The following is a 21,148-nucleotide window of genomic DNA, read 5'->3' as shown; positions in this document are numbered from 1 at the left end:
GCCATGGAAGAGAAGCTGCGCTTCGCCATCCGTGAAGGCGGCCGCACCGTCGGTGCCGGCATCGTCGTCACCATCAAAGAGTAATTTGGACTTAAACCGATCTGTCGCGGGCGCTGCCCGCGCCGCGCCAGAACAAGGAAGTGACGCATGAACGGACAGAATATCCGCATCCGCCTGAAGGCGTTTGATCACCGGGTGCTCGACGCCTCGACACGGGAAATCGTGTCGACCGCCAAGCGCACCGGCGCCAACGTCCGCGGCCCCATTCCGCTGCCGACGCGGATCGAAAAGTTCACGGTCAACCGGTCGCCTCACGTCGACAAGAAGAGCCGCGAGCAGTTCGAGATGCGCACGCACAAGCGTCTGCTCGACATCGTCGACCCGACCCCGCAAACGGTCGATGCTTTGATGAAGCTCGACCTGGCCGCCGGTGTCGACGTCGAGATCAAGCTCTAAGGAACCAGAGGTCAGCGGGGCGACCCGGAACTCTGAAGGAACAAGAGGCGTGGAGGGGCGACAGCCCCGACAGGGAACTCTAAAGGAATTGAACCGATGCGTTCAGGTGTGATTGCAAAGAAGGTGGGAATGACCCGCATCTACAACGATGCCGGGGAACATGTTCCCGTCACTGTTCTCCAGATGGAGAACTGCCAGGTCGTGGCGCAGCGCACGCAGGAGAAGAACGGCTATACCGCCGTCCAGCTCGGCGTTGGCCTTGCCAAGGTGAAGAACACGTCGAAGGCGATGCGCGGCCATTTCGCGACCGCTTCCGTCGAGCCCAAGGCCAAGGTTGCCGAGTTCCGCGTCTCCGCCGACAACATGATCGATGTCGGCGCCGAGATCACCGTCGAGCATTTCGTCGTCGGCCAGAAGGTCGATGTGACGGGAACCACGATCGGCAAGGGCTTCCAGGGCGTCATCAAGCGGCACCACATGGGTGGCGGCCGCGCGACGCACGGCAACTCGGTGTCGCACCGTACACACGGCTCGACCGGCCAGCGCCAGGATCCGGGCAAGGTGTTCAAGGGCAAGCATATGGCCGGCCACATGGGCGATACCCGCGTCACCACGCAGAATGTCGAGGTCGTCTCGACCGACGCCGATCGCGGCCTGATCCTGATCCGCGGTGCGGTCCCGGGTTCGAAGGGTGCATGGATCCTGGTCCGCGACGCGGCCAAGGTGGCGCTTCCGGCCAATGCGCCGAAGCCCGCCGCGATCCGCGCCGTTGCGACCGATGGTGCCGCCACGAACGAGGCCCCGGCCACAGAGGGAGCGGAATAATGGACCTCAAGATTACAACGCTTGGCGGCAAGGACGCCGGCAAGTTGAAGCTCTCCGAAGAGATTTTCGGCCTTGATCCGCGCGAGGACATCCTGCAGCGCGTCGTGCGCTGGCAGCTTGCCAAGAAGCAGCAGGGCACGCACAAGGCCAAGGGTCGCGCGGAAATCGCGCGCACCGGCGCCAAGATGTACAAGCAGAAGGGTACCGGCCGCGCCCGTCACCATTCGGCTCGCGCTCCGCAGTTCCGCGGCGGCGGCAAGGCCCACGGCCCGGTTGTGCGCAGCCACGAGCACGATCTGCCGAAGAAGGTTCGTGCGCTCGGTCTCAAGCATGCGCTTTCGGCCAAGGCCAAGAGCGCGTCGATCATCATCATCGACGAGCTGAAGCTGACCGAGGCCAAGACCAAGGCACTGATCGCGAATTTCGCGACGCTGGGCCTGAGCAACGCCCTGGTGATCGGCGGCGCCGAGCTTGACAAGAATTTCAAGCTGGCGGCGACCAATATCCCGAACATCGACGTGCTGCCCATCCAGGGCATCAACGTCTACGACATTCTGCGCCGCGGCACGCTGGTCCTTTCCAAGGCCGCCGTCGAGGCTCTCGAGGAGCGCTTCAAATGACCGACCTTCGTCACTACGACGTGATCGTCTCGCCGGCGATCACCGAAAAGTCGACCATGGCTTCCGAGCAGAACCAGGTCGTCTTCAATGTCGCCAAGAAGGCGTCGAAGCCGGAAATCAAGGCCGCCGTCGAAGCGCTGTTCGGCGTCAAGGTGATGGCCGTGAACACGCTTGTCCGCAAGGGCAAGATCAAGCGCTTCCGCGGCACGATCGGCCGCCAGAGCGACGTCAAGAAGGCGGTTGTGACGCTGGCCGACGGCCAGTCGATCGACGTCGCGACGGGTCTCTGAGCAAGGTCGCGAGGACAGAACAATGGCACTGAAAAAATTCAACCCGGTAACGCCGAGCACCCGTCAGCTGGTCATCGTCGACCGCTCGGGCCTCTACAAGGGCAAGCCCGTCAAGGGCCTGACCGAAGGCCTGACCAAGTCGGGCGGCCGCAACAATTACGGCCGCATCACGGCCCGCTTCATCGGCGGCGGTCACAAGCGCACCTACCGTATCATCGACTTCAAGCGCCGCAAGTTCGACGTCGTCGGCACGGTAGAGCGTATCGAGTACGATCCGAACCGCACCGCCTTCATCGCGCTGATCAAGTATGACGATGGCGAGCTGTCCTACATCATCGCCCCGCAGCGTCTGGCTCCCGGCGACAAGATCGTGGCCGGTGAATCGGTCGACGTGAAGCCGGGCAATGCGATGCCGCTGGCCTCGATGCCGGTCGGCACGATCGTCCATAATATCGAGCTGAAGCCCGGCAAGGGCGCTCAGGTCGCCCGTTCGGCCGGTGGTTATGGCCAGCTCGTCGGTCGCGACCAGGGCATGGCGATCCTGCGCCTCAACTCGGGCGAGCAGCGTGTCGTCCACGGCTCCTGCATGGCCACTGTCGGTGCCGTGTCCAACCCGGACCACGGCAACATCAATGACGGCAAGGCAGGCCGCACCGTGTGGCGTGGCAAACGTCCGCACAATCGCGGCGTGACCATGAACCCGGTCGACCATCCACATGGCGGCGGCGAAGGCCGCACCTCGGGTGGCCGCCATCCGGTTTCGCCCTGGGGCAAGCCGACCAAGGGCAAGAAGACGCGGTCCAACAAGGCGACCGACAAGTTCATCCTGCGCTCGCGCCATCAGCGCAAGAGCTAAGAAGAGGTAACGCCAAGTGACTCGTTCGATTTGGAAAGGCCCCTTCATCGACGGCTACCTTCTGAAGAAGGTGGACAAGGTTCGTGAAGGTGGTCGCAATGAGGTGATCAAGATGTGGAGCCGCCGCTCCACCATCTTGCCGCAGTTCGTCGGCTTCACCTTCGGTGTCTACAACGGCCAGAAGCACGTTCCCGTCTCGGTGAACGAGGACATGGTCGGTCACAAGTTCGGTGAATTCGCTCCGACCCGGACCTATTACGGTCACGGCGCGGATAAGAAGGCGAAGAGGAAATAATCATGGGCAAGGCCAAAGCTCCGCGCAGGCTTGCTGACAACGAAGCGCGCGCCGTGTTGCGCACGATCCGTATCAGCCCGCAGAAGCTGAACCTGGTTGCCGCGCTGATCCGCGGCAAGAAGGTCGCGACAGCGCTTTCCGACCTCGAATTCTCGGCCAAGCGGATTTCCGGCACGGTCAAGAAGACGCTGGAATCGGCGATCGCCAACGCGGAAAACAACCACGACCTCGACGTCGATGCGCTGATCGTGGCGGAAGCCTATGTCGGCAAGTCGATCGTCATGAAGCGGTTCCATGCCCGTGGCCGTGGTCGCGCCAGCCGTATCGAGAAGCCGTTCTCGCACCTCACGATCGTCGTTCGTGAAGTCGAAGAAAAAGGGGAGGCCGCATAATGGGCCAGAAAGTCAATCCGATCGGTCTGCGTCTCGGCATCAACCGCACCTGGGATTCGCGCTGGTTCGCGAATACAGGCGAGTACGGCAAGCTGCTGCACGAGGACATCAAGATCCGCAAATATCTTGAGAAGGAACTCAAGCAGGCTGCGATCTCGAAGGTCGTGATCGAGCGTCCGCACAAGAAGTGCCGCGTCACCATCCATGCGGCGCGTCCGGGCCTGATCATCGGCAAGAAGGGCGCCGACATCGAGAAGCTTCGCAAGAAGCTGATGGAGATGACCAAGTCAGAGACGCATCTGAACATCGTCGAAGTGCGCAAGCCGGAGATCGACGCGACCCTGGTCGCCCAGTCGATCGCTCAGCAGCTCGAGCGCCGCATCGCGTTCCGCCGCGCCATGAAGCGCGCCGTGCAGTCGGCGATGCGCCTCGGTGCCGAAGGCATCCGCATCAACTGCGCCGGCCGTCTCGGCGGCGCCGAGATCGCGCGCATGGAATGGTATCGCGAAGGCCGCGTGCCGCTGCATACGCTGCGCGCCGATGTCGACTACGGCACGGCCGAGGCGAATACGGCCTACGGTATCTGCGGCGTCAAGGTCTGGGTGTTCAAGGGCGAGATCCTCGAGCACGACCCGATGGCTTCGGAGCGCCGCGCCACCGAGGGCGATCATGCGCATGGCGGTGGTGGTGAGCGCGAACGCGGTCGCCGTCGCGAAAACGCGTAAGACAGTTAGGAATTTGGAGTTAGAACGATGCTGCAGCCAAAGCGCACAAAGTTCCGCAAGCAGTTCAAGGGCCGCATCCACGGTACCGCCAAGGGCGGCACCAATCTGGATTTCGGTGGATTCGGGCTGAAGGCGCTTGAGCCGAACCGCGTCACCGCGCGCGAGATCGAGGCGGCCCGCCGCGCGATCACCCGCGAGATGAAGCGTGCCGGCCGCGTGTGGATCCGTATCTTCCCGGACGTGCCGGTGACGTCGAAGCCGACCGAAGTCCGTATGGGCAAGGGCAAGGGCGCGGTCGACTACTGGGCGGCACGTGTCAAGCCGGGCCGCATCATGTTCGAGATCGACGGCGTCAACGAGGAAACCGCCCGTGAGGCGCTGCGTCTCGGCGCGGCCAAGCTCTCGGTCAGGACGCGCTTCGTACAGCGCATCGCAGAATAAGGACGGGCTGATCATGAAAGCCGAAGACATCCGGACCAAGACCCAGGACCAGCTGACCGACGACCTGGCCAGCCTGAAGAAGGAGCAGTTCAACCTGCGCTTCCAGAAGGCCACTGGCCAGCTTGAGAAGACCGCGCGCGTGAGGCAGGTCCGCAAGGACATTGCGCGTATCAAGACCATCGCTGCGGAAAAGTCCGCGGCCAAGAAGGCTTAAGGACGAAAACCATGCCAAAGCGCATTCTGCAGGGCACCGTCGTCAGCGACAAGAACGAGAAGACGGTTGTCGTCAAGGTCGAACGGCGCTTCACGCATCCCGTGATGAAGAAGACCGTGCGCATGACCAAGAAGTACAAGGCGCACGACGAGAACAACGCCCACAAGGTCGGCGATCAGGTGTTCATCCAGGAATCGAAGCCGATTTCCAAGGACAAGCGCTGGGTCGTGGTGTCTTCGGACCAGGCCTGATCAGGGCGAACGAAACGAATTTTGGACAGACCGGGGAGGGGTGAGAAACCCGTCCCGTTAGAAAAGAAGAAGGCGGCCAGTCATGATTCAGATGCAAACAAACCTCGACGTCGCGGATAATTCCGGCGCCCGTCGTGTCATGTGCATCAAGGTGCTGGGCGGCTCGAAGCGGAAATACGCTTCCGTGGGCGACATCATCGTGGTGTCGATCAAGGAAGCCATCCCGCGCGGCCGCGTCAAGAAGGGCGATGTGATGAAGGCGGTCGTGGTTCGCACGGCCAAAGACATCCGCCGCCCGGACGGCAGCGTGATCCGTTTCGACAAGAACGCAGCCGTTCTCGTCGACAACAAGAAAGAGCCGATCGGCACGCGTATCTTCGGACCGGTTCCGCGCGAACTCCGCGCCAAGAACCACATGAAGATCATCTCGCTCGCGCCTGAAGTGCTGTAAGGAGCCGGACCAATGCAAAAGATTAGAAAAGGCGACAAGGTCGTCGTGCTGGCCGGCAAGGACAAGGGCCGTTCGGGCGAAGTCCTTTCGGTGCAGCCGAAGGATGACACCGCGCTGGTGCGCGGCGTCAACCTGATCCGTCGTCACCAGAAGCAGTCCCAGTCCCAAGAGGGCGGGATCATCACCAAGGAAGCGCCGATCCAGCTGTCGAACATCGCGCTGGCCGACCCCAAGGATGGCAAGCCGACCCGCGTCGGCTTCATCTTCCAGAAGGACGGCAAGAAGGTGCGCGTCGCCAAGCGCTCGGGAGAAGTCATCAATGGCTAAGGCTCAAACCAAGCAGGCAACTGCCCAGAACACGCCGCGCCTCAAGCAGGTCTACAACGAGACCATTCGCAAGGCGCTGCAGGAGCAGTTCGGCTACGAGAACGAAATGCAGGTTCCGCGCATCGACAAGATCGTCCTGAACATGGGCGTCGGCGAGGCAACCGGCGATTCGAAGAAGCCTTCGATCGCGGCGGAAGACCTTGCAATGATCGCCGGCCAGAAGGCCGTTGTCACCCGCGCCCGCAACTCGATCGCCGGCTTCAAGGTCCGCGAGAAGATGCCGATCGGCGCCAAGGTCACGCTGCGCAAGGAACGCATGTACGAGTTCCTCGACCGCCTCGTGAACATCGCACTGCCGCGCGTCCGCGACTTCCGCGGGCTCAACCCGAAGAGCTTCGATGGCCGTGGCAACTATGCCATGGGCATCAAGGAACACATCGTGTTTCCGGAGATCAACTACGACAAGGTTGATCAGATCTGGGGCATGGACGTCATCGTTTGTACGACTGCGAAGACGGACGACGAAGCCAGGGCATTGCTCAAGGCCTTCAACTTCCCCTTCCGCCAGTAACGGCAGCGAGAAAAGGAAAAATCTGAAATGGCAAAGACCAGCTCAGTCGAGAAGAACAACAGGCGCCGCAAGCTTGCGGACCAGTTCGCTGCCAAGCGCAAGGTGCTCAAGGCGATCATCATGGATCAGTCCAAGCCGATGGAAGAGCGCTTCCGCGCCCAGCTGAAGCTTTCGGCGCTGCCGCGCAACTCGGCCAAGACCCGCATCCGCAACCGCTGCGAAGTCACCGGACGCCCGCGTGCCTATTATCGCAAGCTCAAAGTATCGCGCATCGCGCTTCGTGATCTCGGCAATAACGGCCAGATCCCGGGCCTGGTCAAGTCGAGCTGGTAAGGAGGACATAACATGTCATTGAGCGATCCTCTCGGCGATATGCTGACCCGCATCCGCAACGCGTACGGCCGTAAGAAGTCGAGCGTTTCGACGCCGGCTTCGCGCCTGCGCACCCGCGTCCTCGACGTGCTGAAGGCCGAAGGCTATATCCGCGACTACAGCCAGACCGACTTCGACAACGGCAAGTCCGAAATCGAGATCGAGCTGAAGTATTTCGACGGTGCGCCGGTGGTGCGCGAAATCGCCCGGGTCTCGAAGCCCGGCCGCCGCGTCTACGTTTCGGCCAAGTCGATACCGCACGTCGCCAACGGCCTCGGCATCGCCATCCTTTCGACGCCGAAGGGCGTGATGGCCGACCACGAAGCGCGTGAACAGAATGTCGGCGGGGAAATCCTCTGCCAGATCTTCTGATCTGGTATGTGACCCGGTTGGAAACAGGTTTTCGGGATCAAGTCCCGAAAGCTGAGACCTGAAACAAGAGAAGTGACGAGGACAACAAAATGTCTCGTATTGGAAAGAAACCCGTTTCGCTGCCGCAGGGCGTGACCGCGACCGTCAACGGCCAGACCGTGACGGCGAAGGGTCCGAAGGGCGAGCTGAAGTTCGTGGTGAACGACGAAGTGCTGGTCAAGATGGAAGGCAGCGAGATCGCTGTCCAGCCGCGCGACCAGACCAAGACCGCCCGCTCCAAATGGGGCATGTCGCGCACGCAGATCGTCAACATCCTGCAGGGCGTCAAGGACGGCTTCGAAAAGAAGCTCGAGATCACCGGCGTCGGCTATCGCGCCGCCATGCAGGGCAAGAACCTGCAGCTGGCGCTAGGCTTCAGCCACGACGTCGTCTACGAGACGCCGCAGGGCGTGACGATTTCGGTGCCGAAGCCGACGGAAATCACGGTGACCGGCATCGACAAGCAGCAGGTCGGCCAGGTTGCCGCCGAAATCCGCGAGTATCGCAGCCCCGAGCCCTACAAGGGCAAGGGCGTTCGCTATGCTGGCGAGAAGATCGTCCGCAAGGAAGGCAAGAAGAAGTAATTTTAACGCCGCGGGGAGCGGTCGCGGGAGGCTTGTCCTACCGCATATGGTTGCCCCCGTTTTTTGAAGGCAAGGAACTGACATCATGGGCTCGAAAGAATCTACCCAACGCCGCGCTCAGCGCGTCCGCCGCCAAATCAAGAAGGTTGCCGGCGATCGCCCGCGCCTGTCGGTCCATCGCACGTCGAAGAACATCTACGTCCAGGTGATCGACGACGCCAAGGGCCACACCATCGCTGCTGCCTCGACGCTCGAGAAGGAGCTCAAGGGTTCGCTCAAGACCGGCGCCGACACCGCGGCCGCAGCTGCCATCGGAAAGCTGATCGCCGAGCGTGCCTCGAAGGCCGGCGTCAAGGAAGTCGTCTTCGACCGCGGCGCCTACATCTACCACGGCCGCGTCAAGGCGCTGGCCGAGGCTGCCCGTGAAGGTGGTCTGAGCTTCTAAAAACGAAATTCGCCCCCGGCGACCCACAGAGGTGCCGATATCATCATCAACCGTGCTTCCGGAAAAAAACAAGGAACAGGATATGGCACAGGAACGTAGGGATGGCGGCCGCGGCCGTGATCGCGAAGAGCGCGACGACGGCATGGTCGACAAGCTCGTCCACATCAACCGTGTCGCCAAGGTCGTCAAGGGCGGCCGGCGCTTCGGCTTCGCGGCACTCGTCGTCGTCGGCGACCAGAAGGGCCGTGTCGGCTTCGGCCACGGCAAGGCACGCGAAGTGCCGGAGGCGATCCGCAAGGCGACCGAATCGGCCAAGCGCGACATGATTTTCGTGCCGCTGCGCTCGGGCCGCACGCTGCACCATGACGTCGAGGGACGCTGGGGCGCGGGACGTGTTCTGCTGCGCGCCGCCAAGCAAGGTACCGGCATCATCGCCGGCGGCCCGATGCGCGCCGTTTTCGAGACTCTCGGCATGCATGACGTGGTCGCCAAGTCGATGGGTTCTTCGAACCCCTACAACATGGTTCGCGCCACTTTCGACGCGCTGAAGAGCCAGATGCATCCGAAGGATGTGGCTGCCGCGCGCGGCATCAAGTATTCGACCCTTCAGGCCCGCCGCGGCACCGCCGTTGCGACTGAAGAATAGTCGACGCTGACCAGGGATCTGACCATGGCCAAGAAAGCAACCAAGACCATCACCGTCGAGCAGATCGGTTCGCCGATCCGCCGGCCGAAGGAGCAGCGCGCAACGCTGGTCGGCCTCGGCCTCAACAAGATGCACAAGCAGCGCACGCTTGAGGATACGCCCTCGGTGCGCGGCATGATCGCTGCCGTCCAGCATCTCGTCCGCGTCGTGGACGAGGGCTGAGCCAAAGCGCAGGAGAACCCAGATGAAACTTAACGATCTGCGTGACAACGACGGCGCGACGCATTCCAAGAAGCGTCTTGGCCGTGGCATCGGTTCCGGTTCGGGCAAGACCGCGGGTCGCGGCGTCAAGGGCCAGAAGGCGCGCTCCGGCGTCGCCGTCAACGGCTTCGAGGGTGGCCAGATGCCGCTCTACCGCCGCCTGCCGAAGCGCGGCTTCAACAATATCTTCGCCAAGAGCTTCACCGTCGTGTCGCTGGCCCGCATCCAGGCGGCGCTCGATGCCAAGAAGCTCGACGCTAAGACTGTTGTGACGGCCGAGGCGCTGGTTGCGGCCGGCGTCATCCGTCGGGTCAAGGACGGCGTGCGCATCCTTTCGGACGGCGACATCAAGGCCAAGCTTGCCTTCGACGTGGCCGGAGCCTCCAAGGCCGCGATCGAGAAGATCGAAAAGGCCGGCGGCTCGGTGAAGCTGCCTGAGAAGGCAGCCGCCGAGTAACGGCAATTTGAAGCACGGTCGGCAAAGGTGGAATTCGGTTTTGCCTTCGGTCGTGCTTTGATCCGACAGATGTGGCGGCCGCATCAACGCGGCCGCTTGCATGTTTGCAGTCCGGAGCTTATCTCGTGAGCTTCGGTGACACGCGCCGCCTGAGCTGCGGGCATCGAGCGTGACCAAGCGGAGAATCAGGCATGGCTTCGGCTGCTGAACAACTAGCCTCGAATCTGAATTTTTCGGCCTTCGCCAAAGCCGAGGATCTGAAGAAGCGCATCTGGTTCACCATCGGCGCGCTGCTCGTCTACCGTCTTGGCACCTATATCCCGCTGCCCGGCATCAATCCCGACGCTTTCGCCCAGGCCTTCTCGTCGCAGAGCAAGGGCGTGCTCGGCATGTTCAACATGTTCGCCGGCGGCGCCGTGCAGCGCATGGCGATCTTTGCCCTTGGCATCATGCCCTATATCTCCGCTTCAATCATCATGCAGCTGATGACCTCGGTCATTCCATCGCTGGAAGCGCTGAAGAAGGAAGGCGAGCAGGGCCGCAAGATCATCAACCAGTACACGCGCTACGGCACCGTGCTTCTGGCGCTGGTTCAGGCCTACGGCATTTCGGTCGGGCTTGAGGGCGGCAACGGCATCGTCAACGATCCCGGCATGTTCTTCCGCATCTCTACCGTCGTCACGCTGGTTGGCGGCACCATGTTCCTGATGTGGCTTGGCGAGCAGATCACCGCTCGCGGCATCGGCAACGGCATTTCGCTGATCATCTTCTCCGGCATTGTCGCCGGCTTGCCGCGCGCCATCTCCGGCACGCTGGAGCTTGGCCGCACCGGCGCCCTGTCGACCGGCCTGATCCTGGCAATCATCGTGCTGGCCATCATCGTCATCGCGCTGATCGTCTTCTTCGAGCGCGCGCAGCGCCGCCTGCTGATCCAGTATCCCAAGCGCCAGGTCGGCAATCGCATGTTCCAGGGCGATACCTCGCATCTGCCGCTTAAGCTCAACACCTCCGGCGTCATTCCGCCGATCTTCGCCTCGTCGCTGCTGCTGCTTCCGGCAACGGTTGCCGGCTTCTCACAGACGACCAACATGCCTGCCTGGGCCAGCACCATCCTAGCGGCGCTCGGCCACGGCCAGCCGCTCTATATGGCCTTCTACGCGGCGATGATCGTGTTCTTCGCCTTCTTCTATACGGCGATCGTCTTCAATCCGAAGGACACCGCCGACCAGCTCAAGAAGCATTCGGGCTTCATCCCGGGCTATCGTCCGGGCGAGCGCACTGCGGATTATATCGACTATGTGCTCACCCGCATCACCGTCGTCGGCGCCATTTATCTGGTGCTGGTCTGTCTGCTGCCTGAGTTCCTGATTTCAGCGACTGGCGTACCGTTCTACCTTGGTGGCACTTCGCTCCTGATCGTGGTCAGTGTAACGCTCGATACGGTGGCGCAGATTCAGGGTCACCTGATCGCGCACCAGTATGAGGGCCTGATCAAGAAGTCGAAGCTGCGCGGGGGGAAAAAGGCCAGATGAGGTTGATATTGCTTGGACCGCCGGGGGCGGGCAAGGGGACACAAGCACTGAGATTGGTAGAACGACACGGCATCCCACAGCTTTCCACGGGGGACATGCTGCGTGCTGCTGTTCAGGCCGGCACCGAAGTCGGCAAACGCGCCAAGGCGGTGATGGACGCTGGCGAACTGGTGTCCGACGCTATCGTCAACGCCATCGTGGCTGAGCGCATCGATCAAGCTGATTGCGCAAATGGCTTCATCCTTGACGGATACCCGCGAACCCTGGTGCAAGCGGACGCCGTTGAGGAAATGCTGTCGGATCGCGGACTGGAGCTCGACGCGGTCATCGAATTTGTCGTCGACGACAAGGCGCTGGTTGGCCGAATCGTCAAGCGCGCCGAAGAAGCCAAGGCCGCAGGCCTGCCGGTGCGCAAGGACGACAGTCCAGCGGTGTTCGAAGAACGCTTGAGGGAATATTACAAGAAAACCTCGCCGCTGATCGGCTACTACTACGCCAAGGGCAAACTCAGGGGCGTCGATGGCATGGCCGACATCGATGCGGTGACGCAGCAGATCGAGGCGGTGCTCAGGGCGACAACCCGGCAGGTTGGCCAGGCGGCCGGCTAGAGAATCGAACGATTGCGCTTGACTGGAGCGGTCCGCTGGGGTATGGCGGCCCGTCTTCCTATCAGGCATGAGGCTTGCTTGTCCGCAAGGGCAAGGCAGGCCGCTTTGAACTGGAAACTCCCGCAAGGGCCGGCCTCCACCGGACGCGGGGCAACTTGAAGCGCCGGCTCGTCCGGCCTATATGGAGAAGAGAAGAACATGGCTCGTATAGCCGGCGTCAACATTCCGACCAACAAGCGCGTCGTCATTGCGCTTCAGTATATTCACGGCATTGGCAAGAAGTTCGCCCAGGAGATCGTCGACAAGGTCGGCATCCCGGCCGAGCGCCGCGTCAACCAGCTGACCGACGCGGAAGTGCTGCAGATTCGCGAGACCATCGACCGCGACTACCAGGTCGAGGGCGATCTGCGCCGCGAAGTGTCGATGAACATCAAGCGGCTCATGGACCTCGGCTGCTATCGCGGCCTGCGTCACCGCCGCTCGCTGCCGGTTCGTGGTCAGCGCACGCACACCAATGCGCGCACCCGCAAGGGCCCAGCCAAGTCGATTGCCGGAAAGAAGAAGTAATTTAGGGCAGTAAGGGAGTAGGGCAGTAAGGCAATAGGGAACAGCCGCCAATTGGATTGCGCGTTTCCCTACTCCCTTACTGCCCTATTCCCCTACTCCCTTACGAAGGTGGAGCCGCTGGCATTACGGCGGTGTAGAGATCAACTGAAAGGACTATCATGGCCAAGGAAGCCGCTCGTGTTCGCCGTCGCGAACGCAAGAACATCTCGTCGGGCGTTGCCCACGTCAACTCGACCTTCAACAACACGATGATCACCATCACCGACGCGCAGGGCAATTCCATTGCCTGGTCGTCGGCCGGAGCCCAGGGCTTCAAGGGATCGCGCAAGTCGACCCCGTTCGCTGCCCAGATGGCCGCCGAGGATGTTGCCAAGAAGGCGCAGGAACACGGCATGCGCATGCTCGAGGTCGAGGTCTGTGGACCCGGCTCCGGTCGTGAATCGGCGCTTCGCGCGCTGCAGGCAGCCGGCTTCACCATCACCTCGATCCGTGATGTGACGCCTATCCCGCACAATGGCTGCCGCCCGCGCAAGAAGCGCCGCGTCTAAAGAATTTACCGAACGCCGCGCGAGCGCCTCAAGGGCGCTCCTCCACGGCATTCCAGGTCGCCCGCCACGATTGGATGGTGGCGGGACAACGGAAGGAAAGCACTATGATCCAGAAAAATTGGCAAGAACTGATCAAGCCGAACAAGATCGAGTTCTCGTCGAAGAAGAAGACGCTGACCACGCTGGTCGCCGAGCCGCTCGAGCGCGGCTTCGGCCTCACCCTCGGCAACGCGCTGCGCCGCGTGCTTCTGTCTTCGCTGCGTGGCGCGGCTGTGACCGCCGTGCAGATCGACGGCGTTCTGCATGAATTCTCGTCCATCGCCGGCGTGCGCGAGGACGTGACCGACATCGTCTTGAACATCAAGGAAATCGCCATCCGCATGGAAGGCGACGGCCCCAAGCGCATGGTCGTACGCAAGCAGGGACCGGGCGCGGTCCTCGCCGGTGACATCCAGACGGTTGGCGACGTCGAGATCCTCAATCCCGACCACGTCATCTGCACGCTGGACGAAGGCGCTGAAATCCGCATGGAATTCACCGTCGACACCGGCAAGGGCTATGTGCCGGCCGACCGCAACCGCGCCGAAGACGCGCCGATCGGGCTGATCCCCGTCGACAGCCTGTATTCGCCGGTCAAGAAGGTCTCCTACAAGGTCGAGAACACCCGCGAGGGCCAGGTTCTCGACTATGACAAGCTGACCATGACCATCGAGACCGACGGTTCGATTTCGGGCGAGGACGCGGTGGCCTTCGCCGCTCGCATCTTGCAGGACCAGCTTGGCCTGTTCGTCAATTTCGACGAGCCGCAGAAGGAAGTCGCCGCCGAACAGGTTACCGAGCTTGCCTTCAACCCGGCGCTGCTCAAGAAGGTCGACGAGCTCGAGCTCTCGGTGCGTTCGGCCAACTGCCTGAAGAACGACAACATCGTCTATATCGGCGACCTGATCCAGAAGACCGAAGCCGAGATGCTGCGCACCCCGAACTTCGGCCGCAAGTCACTGAACGAGATCAAGGAAGTCCTGGCGGCGATGGGCCTGCATCTCGGCATGGAAGTGCCGGACTGGCCGCCGGAAAACATCGAAGACCTCGCCAAGCGTTACGAAGATCAATACTGAGGCTCAGGCCTCTTGAACCCGCAATGAAGGAGAAGAGCCATGCGCCACGGATTTAAAGGCCGCCGGTTCGCCCGCAGCATAAGCCATCGCAAGTCGATGTTTGCCAACCTTGCCGTGTCGCTTATCGAGCACGAGCAGATCCTCACCACGCTGCCGAAGGCGAAGGATTTGCGTCCGATCGTCGAGAAGCTGGTGACGCTCGGCAAGCGCGGCGATCTGCATGCCCGCCGGCAGGTGATTGCCCAGATCGGCAATGAAGGCGTCGTCAAGCGCCTGTTCGATACCATCGCGCCGCGTTATGCCACTCGCAATGGCGGCTATCTGCGCATCATGAAGGCCGGCTTTCGCCACGGTGACAATGCGGCAATGGCGGTCATCGAGTTCGTCGACCGCGACACCTCGGCCAAAGGCGCCGGCGACCGCGCCCGCATCGAGGCCGAAGGCACCGAAGAGGAAGCCGCAGCTGCATAAGCTTCGGTTGTCCTGAGAAGTTCAAAGGGGCCTGCGGGCCCCTTTTTCTGTTTCCGAAGGTGCCGGGCAGGGCTGGTAGGCGTTTTGTCACCGGTTTTTGCGGCGACCACCCAAATTAATCGGATTTCAGCGGCTTAGCCTTTCATTTTGCACAATCGTCAGGACAATGGCGCCCGACTTGGAGGATTCGGAATGCGCGTTAAACGGCTGTCCCTTGTTCTGATCTGCGCCTTGATGGCGTTGGCCGTCGTGCCGGCGGCCAGGCACGCGCTGGCGGAGGAGACCAAGCCAGATCCCGGTCTGTCCGACGTGCTGACCGATCTGCTGCATGGCGTCGAAGGCGAAAACGCCACTTCCGGCCCCGACAAGCGCGTGCCGTTCGGCCGCGAGGAGGTGCAGCTGTCCTTCGCGCCGCTGGTCAAGCAGACGGCCCCGGCCGTGGTCAATGTCTACGCCTCGCAGACCGCCAAGGTGACGTCGCCCTTTGACGGCGATCCGTTCTTCGAGGAGTTCTTCGGCCGCTCGCAGCCGCGCGCGCAGTCTTCGCTCGGTTCGGGGGTGCTGGTTGATCCCACCGGCGTCGTGGTCACCAATTTCCATGTCGTCAAGGACGCTGACCAGGTCAAGGTCGCGACCGCCGACGGGCGCGAATTCGACAGCAAGGTGCTGCTCAAGGATGAGACGCTCGACCTCGCCGTGCTCAAGATTTCTTCTGACAAGCCGTTCCCGGTGATCGCTATCGGCGATTCCGACGCGCTCGAGGTCGGCGACCTAGTGCTGGCGATTGGCAATCCGTTCGGTGTCGGCCAGACCACCACCAGCGGCATCATTTCGGCGGTTGCGCGCAGCCATATCGGCGTCTCCGATTCCAGCTTCTTCATCCAGACCGACGCCGCCATCAATCCCGGCAATTCCGGTGGCGCGCTGGTCAACATGGGAGGGCAACTGATCGGCATCAACACGGCGATCTATAGCCGTAGCGGCGGCTCGATCGGCATCGGCTTTGCCATCCCTTCGAACATGGTTCGCGCTTTCGCCGATGCGGCCAAGGCCGGGCTCGACTTCTTCGAGCGGCCGTATGCCGGTGCCGAGTTCGAGGCGGTGACGCCGCAGATTGCCGAATCGCTCGGCATGGACAAACCGACCGGCGCGCTGGTTTCTTCGGTCGAAGAGGCGGGACCTGCTGCCAAGGCAGGGCTCAAGCCTGGCGACGTGGTGCTGTCGCTCAATGGCAGGCCGGTCGAGAGCGTCGGGGCGCTGGACTACCGGATGGCGACGCTGTCGATTGGTACGAATGCCAGCTTCGGCGTTCTGAGCAAGGGTCAGCAAGCGACGATGGACATCGCGTTGGAACGGCCGCCTGAGGGCGCCAAAGCTGCGGAACTCACATTGCGCGGCCGCAGCCCGTTTTCCGGTGCCAAGATTGCCGAACTGTCGCCACGGCTTGCCCAACGGCTCGGTCTGCGCACCGATGTCAAAGGCGTAACCGTGGTCGACATCAACCGCGATTCGCCCGCTGCCGATTTTGGCTTCCAGCCAGGGGACATCGTGCGTGAGGTCAATGGCCTGACGATCGACAAGGCGGCGACCCTGGAACAGGTAGCCCAGCAGGATACGCGCTGGTGGCGCTTTACCGTCGAGCGCGGCGGGCAGATACTGCGCCAGGTGTTGCGTTACTGAGCCCGACCGTCAGCATGATCGGGCTCCAGGCAGAAGAAGTTGCATGGCCGATCTGTTCAGTGTCGATGAACCGGAAAAGACGCCGCCCGGCAGGCCGCTGGCGGACCGTCTGCGCCCGAAGAATCTCGGCGAGGTCGTCGGCCAGGAGCATCTGACCGGACCCGACGGCGCGCTGACGCGGCTGATCGGCTCCGGCTCGCTCGGCTCGATGATCTTCTGGGGCCCGCCCGGCACCGGCAAGACCACGGTCGCACGGCTGCTTGCCGGCGAGACAAGCCTCGCCTTCGAACAGATCTCGGCGGTGTTTTCCGGCGTTGCCGACCTGAAGAAAGTGTTCGAGGCAGCGAAGCTGCGCCGCTCCAACGGCCGCCAGACACTGCTGTTCGTCGACGAGATCCATCGCTTCAACCGCGCCCAGCAGGACAGTTTTCTGCCCGTGATGGAAGACGGCACCGTCGTGCTGGTCGGCGCCACCACGGAGAATCCATCCTTCGAGCTTAACGCCGCGCTGTTGTCGCGCGCGCGTGTGCTGGTCTTTCACTCGCTCGGCGAGGACAGCATCGCCAAGCTGCTGGCGCGGGCCGAGGAGGCAGAGGGTAGGGCGATGCCGCTCGATGAAGACGCGCGGGCGATGCTCATCCGCATGAGCGACGGCGACGGCCGCGCGGCGCTGACGCTCGCCGAAGAGGTCTGGCGCGCAGCGAAATCAAAGGAGGTGTTCGGCGCCGAGGCCCTGCAGCGCATCGTCCAGCGCCGCGCACCGATCTACGACAAGGGCCAGGACGGCCACTACAATTTGATCTCAGCCTTGCACAAATCGGTGCGCGGCTCCGACCCCGACGCGGCACTCTACTATCTCGCCCGCATGTTCGACGCCGGCGAAGATCCGCTTTATCTCGGGCGCCGGCTGGTGCGCATGGCGATGGAGGATATCGGGCTGGCCGACCCGCAGGCGCTCGTCGTCGCCAACGCCGCCAAGGACGCCTACGACTATCTGGGCTCGCCCGAGGGCGAACTGGCCTTCGCCGAGGCGACCGTCTATCTCGCCACCGCGCCGAAATCCAATGCAGTCTATACCGCGTTCAAGGCCGCCACACAGGCGGCGAAGGAATTCGGTTCGCTGCTGCCGCCCAAGCACATTCTCAATGCGCCGACCAAGCTGATGAAACAGGAAGATTACGGCGCCGGCTATCGCTATGACCACGACGAGCCCGACGCTTTTTCCGGCCAGGACTATTTTCCGGAGAAGATGGGAAGGCAGACATTCTACGACCCGCCCGAGCGCGGCTTCGAGCGCGATATCAGGAAGCGGCTGGACTATTGGGCGAAGCTGCGCAGCGAGCGGGAAAAATAGTCGCCGATCGCACACTGGTGTGATCGCCGTTGTCTGGCGGGATAAAAAACCCTATCAAGATGCGCCTTCGGCCGGCGGACAGGCCAGAACGTACCGACGATATTCAGAACGGAATCGCGCCTGGCGCGTGGAAAAATGACAAAAAAATCTCGCAAAACCCTTCGGAAGTTCGCCATAGCGATCCCGCTGCTGGCGCTCGGCTTCTATTTCATTCCCATTCTGACGACGATTTTCATCGTCCTCGGCCTGATCGACGTGTTGCGCAACGACAACAAGAATTGGGCGCTGTTCAGTGGTTATTTCCTGGGCAACGGCATCTTCACCTGGCTGCTTTCGCCCTTCAATCTGCTGGTGGATCTGCTGTGCTATAGAAACCGCGGTGTCTGGAAATTGGACCAGTTTCCTCCGGACTACCAGCGCGAGGTCAACGAGGTCCTGGATGTCTTCAAGGCACGCAAGGACGAGATCATCGCCGACATCGACGCCAATTTCGGCAGCGGCCGGCGCGGCATGTATGTCTATCAGTGGTATGGCAAGCACAAAATAGACAACGTCGCCGAATTCAACAAGGATTTCAAATACATCAAGACGATTGCCGTCTCTGTATTCAGCGGCAGGGAATCGACTTCCTGGCACTTTGGCCCGCTCCGGCTCAGCCTGCGCATTCTCTACAACCTCATCCCGGTGAAATCGGAAGTGTTCGTCCAGTGTGGCAACGCCAAGAATTACTGGCACGAAAACCCGCTGTTCATCTTCGACGACACGCTGCTGCATCGCTCGGTCAACGAGTATGACGGGCGCCGCTACTGCGTGTTCATGGACATCATCCGGCCATCGCCATTCCCCGGCCTGATCGCCGCTCTTCTCGCCATCGTTTCGGTCAGCGTCGAGCGCATCAATGCTATGTTCTACAAGAACTGGAAGATGATCGGCTCCAGCAAGCCGAAGAAGGCCGGAGCCGCCTGACACCGTGGTGTGACCGGCGCGAGGAAGCACGATGTATCATCTGTTGCTTGTCTGCCTTGGTGGCGCGATCGGTGCAATGGCCCGCTTCTTCCTATCCGGCTTCGTCGCCCGTCGGGTCGGCGAGACCTTTCCCTGGGGCACGATGGCCGTCAATGTCTCGGGAGCGTTTGCAATCGGAGTCGTTGCGCATGCGGTGGCGCGCGACGGCATGCCCGCCATCTGGGCCTTTGCCGTTACCGGCGGCCTCGGCTGCTACACCACGGTCTCTTCCTTCAGCCTGCAGACGCTGGCGCTGGCGCGCGACGGCGAATGGCTGCGCGCCGGCGGCAATGTGCTGCTTTCGGTTTTCCTGAGCCTCGGCGGCGTGACGCTGGGCTTTGCAGCGGGAAGTCTTCTGACTGGCAGCGGCGCGCCGTGAGCGGCCCGCGGAAGCTCCGCCACGACGGGACGGACACTGCCGCGGCAGGGCGTGGCGGGCGCCTCAGTGGTTGGCGCAGAACCAACGAAACGGTTCGGCTCTATGCGACAGTAGCCGCAGGCAGCATGATCGGCGGTGTGCTGCGGGCGCTTGCCTCATCGACGAGCACTGCCCTGTGGGGCGCTGGATTTCCCTTCGGCACGCTCCTCGTGAACATCGTCGGCTCATTCCTCATCGGCTTCTACGCGACATTGACGGGACCGGATGGACGCGTCTTCGCCGGTCCGCTGCAGCGCCAGTTCTTCACGGCCGGCTTCTGCGGCGGCCTGACGACCTTCTCCGCTTTCAGCCTTGAAACACTCACCCTCGCGCAAGACGGGAGGCTTGTGGCGGCGGGACTCAATATCGCGATCTCCGTGGTGGCGTGGCTTGCCGCCGTCTGGCTTGGCCACATCTTTGCAGTGCGCCTCAACCGGCTGAGAGGGTCCAGGCAATGAAGATACCAACACAGGCACAATTGCTGCGCATATTTATCGGCGAAAACGACAAGGCAGATGGCCGTCCGCTGTATGAGGTCATCGTGCTGAGGGCCCGCGAAATGCAGATCGCCGGCGCGACCGTCCTGCGCGGCGCGATGGGGTTCGGCCATTCCAGCCGGCTTCACACCACGAAGATCCTCCGCCTATCGGAGGATCTGCCACTCGTCATCGAGATCGTCGATAGCGAGGAAAAATTGGCCGCTTTCCTGCCCGTGCTTGAAACAATCATGACAAGTGGTTTGATTACGCTGGAGAAAGTTCAGGTTCTGCAATATGGAACCGACAACGAATAACCGAGTGAGATTGCGGGTGCCGGCGAATGCCGTTGCATGTTCGCAAAACGGCGATTGGAATCATGGCAGGCGTTGAACAGATCACTGTGGATACCGGCGAGGCGGGCATGCGGCTCGACCGCTGGTTCAAGACCCATTTCCCCGGTCTCGGTTTCGGTCATCTCCAGAAGCTGCTGCGTTCCGGCCAGATCCGCGTCGACGGCGGCAGGGTGAAGGCCGATACACGCGTCGAAGCCGGCCAGACGGTCCGAGTGCCGCCGCTCGAAGTCGACAAGAAAGGCGAAAGCCCGCTGACAGGCCATTCGATCCGCAACCAGGGCGACGCCGATGTCTTGGCCAAGATGCTGATCCATGAGGACCCGAAGGTCTTCGTCTTCAACAAGCCGGCCGGCCTGGCGGTCCAGGGCGGCTCGGGAGTCACCCGCAATGTCGACGACATGCTGGAAGCCTGGCGCAACCAGAAGGGCGAGAAGCCGCGCCTGGTGCACCGGCTCGACCGCGACACGTCGGGTGTGCTGGTTGTCGCCCGTACAAGGCTCGCCGCCATGAAACTCGCCGAGGCGTTCCGGGCGCGTGAGACGAAGAAAACCTACTGGGCGCTGGTCAAGGGCGTGCCGCCGAAGCGCGAGGACAAGATCTCGACCTGGCTGATCAAGGAACCGACGCCCGACGGCGATCGTGTGCGCATCGCCAAGCATGGCGAAAAGGGCGCCGATCACGCCGTCTCCTATTACCGCATCGTCGAGCGGGCGGCGCAGACCCTGTCCTGGCTGGAGATGGAACCCTATACCGGGCGTACCCACCAGCTTCGCGTCCATGCCGCCCATATCGGTTGCCCGATCATCGGCGACCCCAAATATTTCGAGGCCGACACCAACTGGGATTTTCCCGGCGGCATGCAGAACCGGCTGCATCTGCACGCGCGCCGCATCGTCATCCCGCATCCCGACAAGGGTTTTGTCGACGTCACCGCCCCGATGCCGCCGCATATGCGCCAGAGCTGGAACCTGCTCGGCTTTGACGAGCAGAGTGCCGAGGACTAGCGCTGGTGGGCGTCGCCACAGAAACCCTCGACCGCCGTGACGCGGTCGATCTGGCGGCAGCCGCCATCATGGTCGGGCTGACGTTTTCCTGGGGGCTCAACTACGTCGCTGCCAAGATCTCGTA

At 62.2% G+C, this 21,148-nt stretch carries 35 protein-coding genes and 1 pseudogene; all 36 read left to right on the top strand.

Annotated features, from left to right (window positions below):
* Positions 1 to 84 (top strand): EF-Tu C-terminal domain-related protein (locus NKH70_RS33850; protein WP_455749504.1); only part of this gene is annotated, 84 nt, incomplete at its 5' end.
* Positions 85 to 147: 63 nt separating this feature from the next.
* Positions 148 to 456 carry a 30S ribosomal protein S10 gene (gene rpsJ, locus NKH70_RS33845; RefSeq protein WP_006205468.1) on the top strand — a complete coding sequence of 103 codons (309 nt, stop codon included), beginning with the start codon at positions 148 to 150 and terminating at the stop codon, positions 454 to 456.
* A 96-nt stretch (positions 457 to 552) separates the two neighbouring features.
* Positions 553 to 1,281 (top strand): 50S ribosomal protein L3, encoded by a 729-nt coding sequence (gene rplC, locus NKH70_RS33840; RefSeq protein WP_023675141.1) that lies wholly within the window; start codon positions 553 to 555, stop codon positions 1,279 to 1,281.
* Complete coding sequence (gene rplD, locus NKH70_RS33835; RefSeq protein WP_023675140.1) at positions 1,281 to 1,901, top strand: 50S ribosomal protein L4; 621 nt, start codon at positions 1,281 to 1,283, stop codon at positions 1,899 to 1,901. The genes rplC and rplD overlap by 1 nt, the downstream gene beginning before the upstream one ends.
* Positions 1,898 to 2,191 carry a 50S ribosomal protein L23 gene (locus NKH70_RS33830; protein ID WP_006205465.1) on the top strand — a complete coding sequence of 98 codons (294 nt, stop codon included), beginning with the start codon at positions 1,898 to 1,900 and terminating at the stop codon, positions 2,189 to 2,191. Before rplD ends, NKH70_RS33830 begins: the two co-directional genes overlap by 4 nt.
* A 22-nt stretch (positions 2,192 to 2,213) precedes the next feature.
* Positions 2,214 to 3,047, top strand: coding sequence for a 50S ribosomal protein L2 (rplB, locus tag NKH70_RS33825; RefSeq protein ID WP_023675138.1), 834 nt, complete (start codon positions 2,214 to 2,216; stop codon positions 3,045 to 3,047).
* A gap of 16 nt (positions 3,048 to 3,063) precedes the next feature.
* The gene (gene rpsS, locus NKH70_RS33820; protein WP_006205463.1) at positions 3,064 to 3,342 is read left to right on the top strand and encodes a 30S ribosomal protein S19; all 279 of its coding nucleotides are present in this window, start codon (positions 3,064 to 3,066) and stop codon (positions 3,340 to 3,342) included.
* 2 nt (positions 3,343 to 3,344) lie between these two features.
* The gene (rplV, locus tag NKH70_RS33815; protein ID WP_006205462.1) at positions 3,345 to 3,734 is read left to right on the top strand and encodes a 50S ribosomal protein L22; all 390 of its coding nucleotides are present in this window, start codon (positions 3,345 to 3,347) and stop codon (positions 3,732 to 3,734) included.
* On the top strand, positions 3,734 to 4,459 hold the full coding sequence (rpsC, locus tag NKH70_RS33810) for a 30S ribosomal protein S3 (RefSeq protein ID WP_023675137.1): 726 nt from the start codon (positions 3,734 to 3,736) through the stop codon (positions 4,457 to 4,459). Before rplV ends, rpsC begins: the two co-directional genes overlap by 1 nt.
* A 27-nt stretch (positions 4,460 to 4,486) precedes the next feature.
* Positions 4,487 to 4,900 carry a 50S ribosomal protein L16 gene (gene rplP, locus NKH70_RS33805; RefSeq protein WP_006205460.1) on the top strand — a complete coding sequence of 138 codons (414 nt, stop codon included), beginning with the start codon at positions 4,487 to 4,489 and terminating at the stop codon, positions 4,898 to 4,900.
* Between the two features lie 13 nt (positions 4,901 to 4,913).
* On the top strand, positions 4,914 to 5,114 hold the full coding sequence (gene rpmC / locus NKH70_RS33800; RefSeq protein WP_006205459.1) for a 50S ribosomal protein L29: 201 nt from the start codon (positions 4,914 to 4,916) through the stop codon (positions 5,112 to 5,114).
* 11 nt (positions 5,115 to 5,125) lie between these two features.
* Positions 5,126 to 5,365: a 30S ribosomal protein S17 gene (gene rpsQ / locus NKH70_RS33795; RefSeq protein ID WP_023675136.1), complete on the top strand. Its 240-nt coding sequence runs from the start codon at positions 5,126 to 5,128 to the stop codon at positions 5,363 to 5,365.
* 82 nt (positions 5,366 to 5,447) lie between these two features.
* Positions 5,448 to 5,816 (top strand): 50S ribosomal protein L14, encoded by a 369-nt coding sequence (gene rplN / locus NKH70_RS33790; protein WP_006205457.1) that lies wholly within the window; start codon positions 5,448 to 5,450, stop codon positions 5,814 to 5,816.
* 12 nt (positions 5,817 to 5,828) lie between these two features.
* The gene (gene rplX / locus NKH70_RS33785; protein ID WP_254817150.1) at positions 5,829 to 6,143 is read left to right on the top strand and encodes a 50S ribosomal protein L24; all 315 of its coding nucleotides are present in this window, start codon (positions 5,829 to 5,831) and stop codon (positions 6,141 to 6,143) included.
* A complete protein-coding gene (gene rplE, locus NKH70_RS33780; protein WP_008875670.1) occupies positions 6,136 to 6,714 on the top strand; it encodes a 50S ribosomal protein L5 in 579 nt (192 codons plus the stop codon). Before rplX ends, rplE begins: the two co-directional genes overlap by 8 nt.
* Positions 6,715 to 6,741: 27 nt before the next feature.
* Positions 6,742 to 7,047, top strand: coding sequence for a 30S ribosomal protein S14 (rpsN, locus tag NKH70_RS33775; protein ID WP_023675134.1), 306 nt, complete (start codon positions 6,742 to 6,744; stop codon positions 7,045 to 7,047).
* Between the two features lie 12 nt (positions 7,048 to 7,059).
* Positions 7,060 to 7,458 (top strand): 30S ribosomal protein S8, encoded by a 399-nt coding sequence (gene rpsH / locus NKH70_RS33770; protein ID WP_006205453.1) that lies wholly within the window; start codon positions 7,060 to 7,062, stop codon positions 7,456 to 7,458.
* An 89-nt stretch (positions 7,459 to 7,547) separates the two neighbouring features.
* Positions 7,548 to 8,081: a 50S ribosomal protein L6 gene (rplF, locus tag NKH70_RS33765; protein WP_023675133.1), complete on the top strand. Its 534-nt coding sequence runs from the start codon at positions 7,548 to 7,550 to the stop codon at positions 8,079 to 8,081.
* An 85-nt stretch (positions 8,082 to 8,166) separates the two neighbouring features.
* Complete coding sequence (gene rplR, locus NKH70_RS33760) at positions 8,167 to 8,526, top strand: 50S ribosomal protein L18 (protein ID WP_023675132.1); 360 nt, start codon at positions 8,167 to 8,169, stop codon at positions 8,524 to 8,526.
* 82 nt (positions 8,527 to 8,608) lie between these two features.
* The gene (gene rpsE, locus NKH70_RS33755) at positions 8,609 to 9,172 is read left to right on the top strand and encodes a 30S ribosomal protein S5 (protein ID WP_006205450.1); all 564 of its coding nucleotides are present in this window, start codon (positions 8,609 to 8,611) and stop codon (positions 9,170 to 9,172) included.
* A gap of 24 nt (positions 9,173 to 9,196) precedes the next feature.
* Complete coding sequence (gene rpmD / locus NKH70_RS33750) at positions 9,197 to 9,394, top strand: 50S ribosomal protein L30 (RefSeq protein WP_006205449.1); 198 nt, start codon at positions 9,197 to 9,199, stop codon at positions 9,392 to 9,394.
* A 22-nt stretch (positions 9,395 to 9,416) separates the two neighbouring features.
* A complete protein-coding gene (rplO, locus tag NKH70_RS33745) occupies positions 9,417 to 9,890 on the top strand; it encodes a 50S ribosomal protein L15 (RefSeq protein WP_352721947.1) in 474 nt (157 codons plus the stop codon).
* A gap of 191 nt (positions 9,891 to 10,081) precedes the next feature.
* A complete protein-coding gene (gene secY / locus NKH70_RS33740) occupies positions 10,082 to 11,422 on the top strand; it encodes a preprotein translocase subunit SecY (RefSeq protein WP_023675130.1) in 1,341 nt (446 codons plus the stop codon).
* On the top strand, positions 11,419 to 12,030 hold the full coding sequence (locus NKH70_RS33735) for an adenylate kinase (protein WP_352469152.1): 612 nt from the start codon (positions 11,419 to 11,421) through the stop codon (positions 12,028 to 12,030). The genes secY and NKH70_RS33735 overlap by 4 nt, the downstream gene beginning before the upstream one ends.
* A gap of 198 nt (positions 12,031 to 12,228) precedes the next feature.
* A complete protein-coding gene (rpsM, locus tag NKH70_RS33730) occupies positions 12,229 to 12,597 on the top strand; it encodes a 30S ribosomal protein S13 (protein WP_006205445.1) in 369 nt (122 codons plus the stop codon).
* Positions 12,598 to 12,755: 158 nt separating this feature from the next.
* Positions 12,756 to 13,145, top strand: coding sequence for a 30S ribosomal protein S11 (rpsK, locus tag NKH70_RS33725; protein WP_006205444.1), 390 nt, complete (start codon positions 12,756 to 12,758; stop codon positions 13,143 to 13,145).
* A gap of 104 nt (positions 13,146 to 13,249) precedes the next feature.
* The gene (locus NKH70_RS33720) at positions 13,250 to 14,260 is read left to right on the top strand and encodes a DNA-directed RNA polymerase subunit alpha (protein ID WP_023675128.1); all 1,011 of its coding nucleotides are present in this window, start codon (positions 13,250 to 13,252) and stop codon (positions 14,258 to 14,260) included.
* A 39-nt stretch (positions 14,261 to 14,299) separates the two neighbouring features.
* Complete coding sequence (gene rplQ, locus NKH70_RS33715; protein ID WP_023675127.1) at positions 14,300 to 14,731, top strand: 50S ribosomal protein L17; 432 nt, start codon at positions 14,300 to 14,302, stop codon at positions 14,729 to 14,731.
* A 192-nt stretch (positions 14,732 to 14,923) separates the two neighbouring features.
* A complete protein-coding gene (locus tag NKH70_RS33710) occupies positions 14,924 to 16,411 on the top strand; it encodes a DegQ family serine endoprotease (protein WP_352917209.1) in 1,488 nt (495 codons plus the stop codon).
* Positions 16,412 to 16,454: 43 nt separating this feature from the next.
* The gene (locus NKH70_RS33705; protein ID WP_352917211.1) at positions 16,455 to 17,765 is read left to right on the top strand and encodes a replication-associated recombination protein A; all 1,311 of its coding nucleotides are present in this window, start codon (positions 16,455 to 16,457) and stop codon (positions 17,763 to 17,765) included.
* A 135-nt stretch (positions 17,766 to 17,900) separates the two neighbouring features.
* Entirely contained in the window at positions 17,901 to 18,731 is an 831-nt protein-coding gene (locus tag NKH70_RS33700; RefSeq protein WP_352917213.1) for an aspartyl/asparaginyl beta-hydroxylase domain-containing protein, read from the top strand.
* Between the two features lie 31 nt (positions 18,732 to 18,762).
* A complete protein-coding gene (gene crcB, locus NKH70_RS33695) occupies positions 18,763 to 19,149 on the top strand; it encodes a fluoride efflux transporter CrcB (protein ID WP_352917215.1) in 387 nt (128 codons plus the stop codon).
* A 125-nt stretch (positions 19,150 to 19,274) separates the two neighbouring features.
* On the top strand, positions 19,275 to 19,646 hold the full coding sequence (locus NKH70_RS33690; protein WP_352917216.1) for a CrcB family protein: 372 nt from the start codon (positions 19,275 to 19,277) through the stop codon (positions 19,644 to 19,646).
* Entirely contained in the window at positions 19,643 to 19,981 is a 339-nt protein-coding gene (locus NKH70_RS33685) for a DUF190 domain-containing protein (protein ID WP_352917218.1), read from the top strand. The genes NKH70_RS33690 and NKH70_RS33685 overlap by 4 nt, the downstream gene beginning before the upstream one ends.
* Positions 19,982 to 20,043: 62 nt before the next feature.
* Entirely contained in the window at positions 20,044 to 21,024 is a 981-nt protein-coding gene (locus tag NKH70_RS33680; protein WP_352917219.1) for an RluA family pseudouridine synthase, read from the top strand.
* Positions 21,025 to 21,029: 5 nt separating this feature from the next.
* Positions 21,030 to 21,148 (top strand): annotated as a pseudogene (locus NKH70_RS33675) (EamA/RhaT family transporter); the annotation flags it as partial.

Source organism: Mesorhizobium sp. M0991 (assembly GCF_040318915.1).
In the GTDB taxonomy this organism is placed as follows: Bacteria; Pseudomonadota; Alphaproteobacteria; order Rhizobiales; family Rhizobiaceae; genus Mesorhizobium.
Note: the sequence above shows the minus strand (reverse complement) of the source record. Positions and strands in the feature narration are given on the sequence as shown.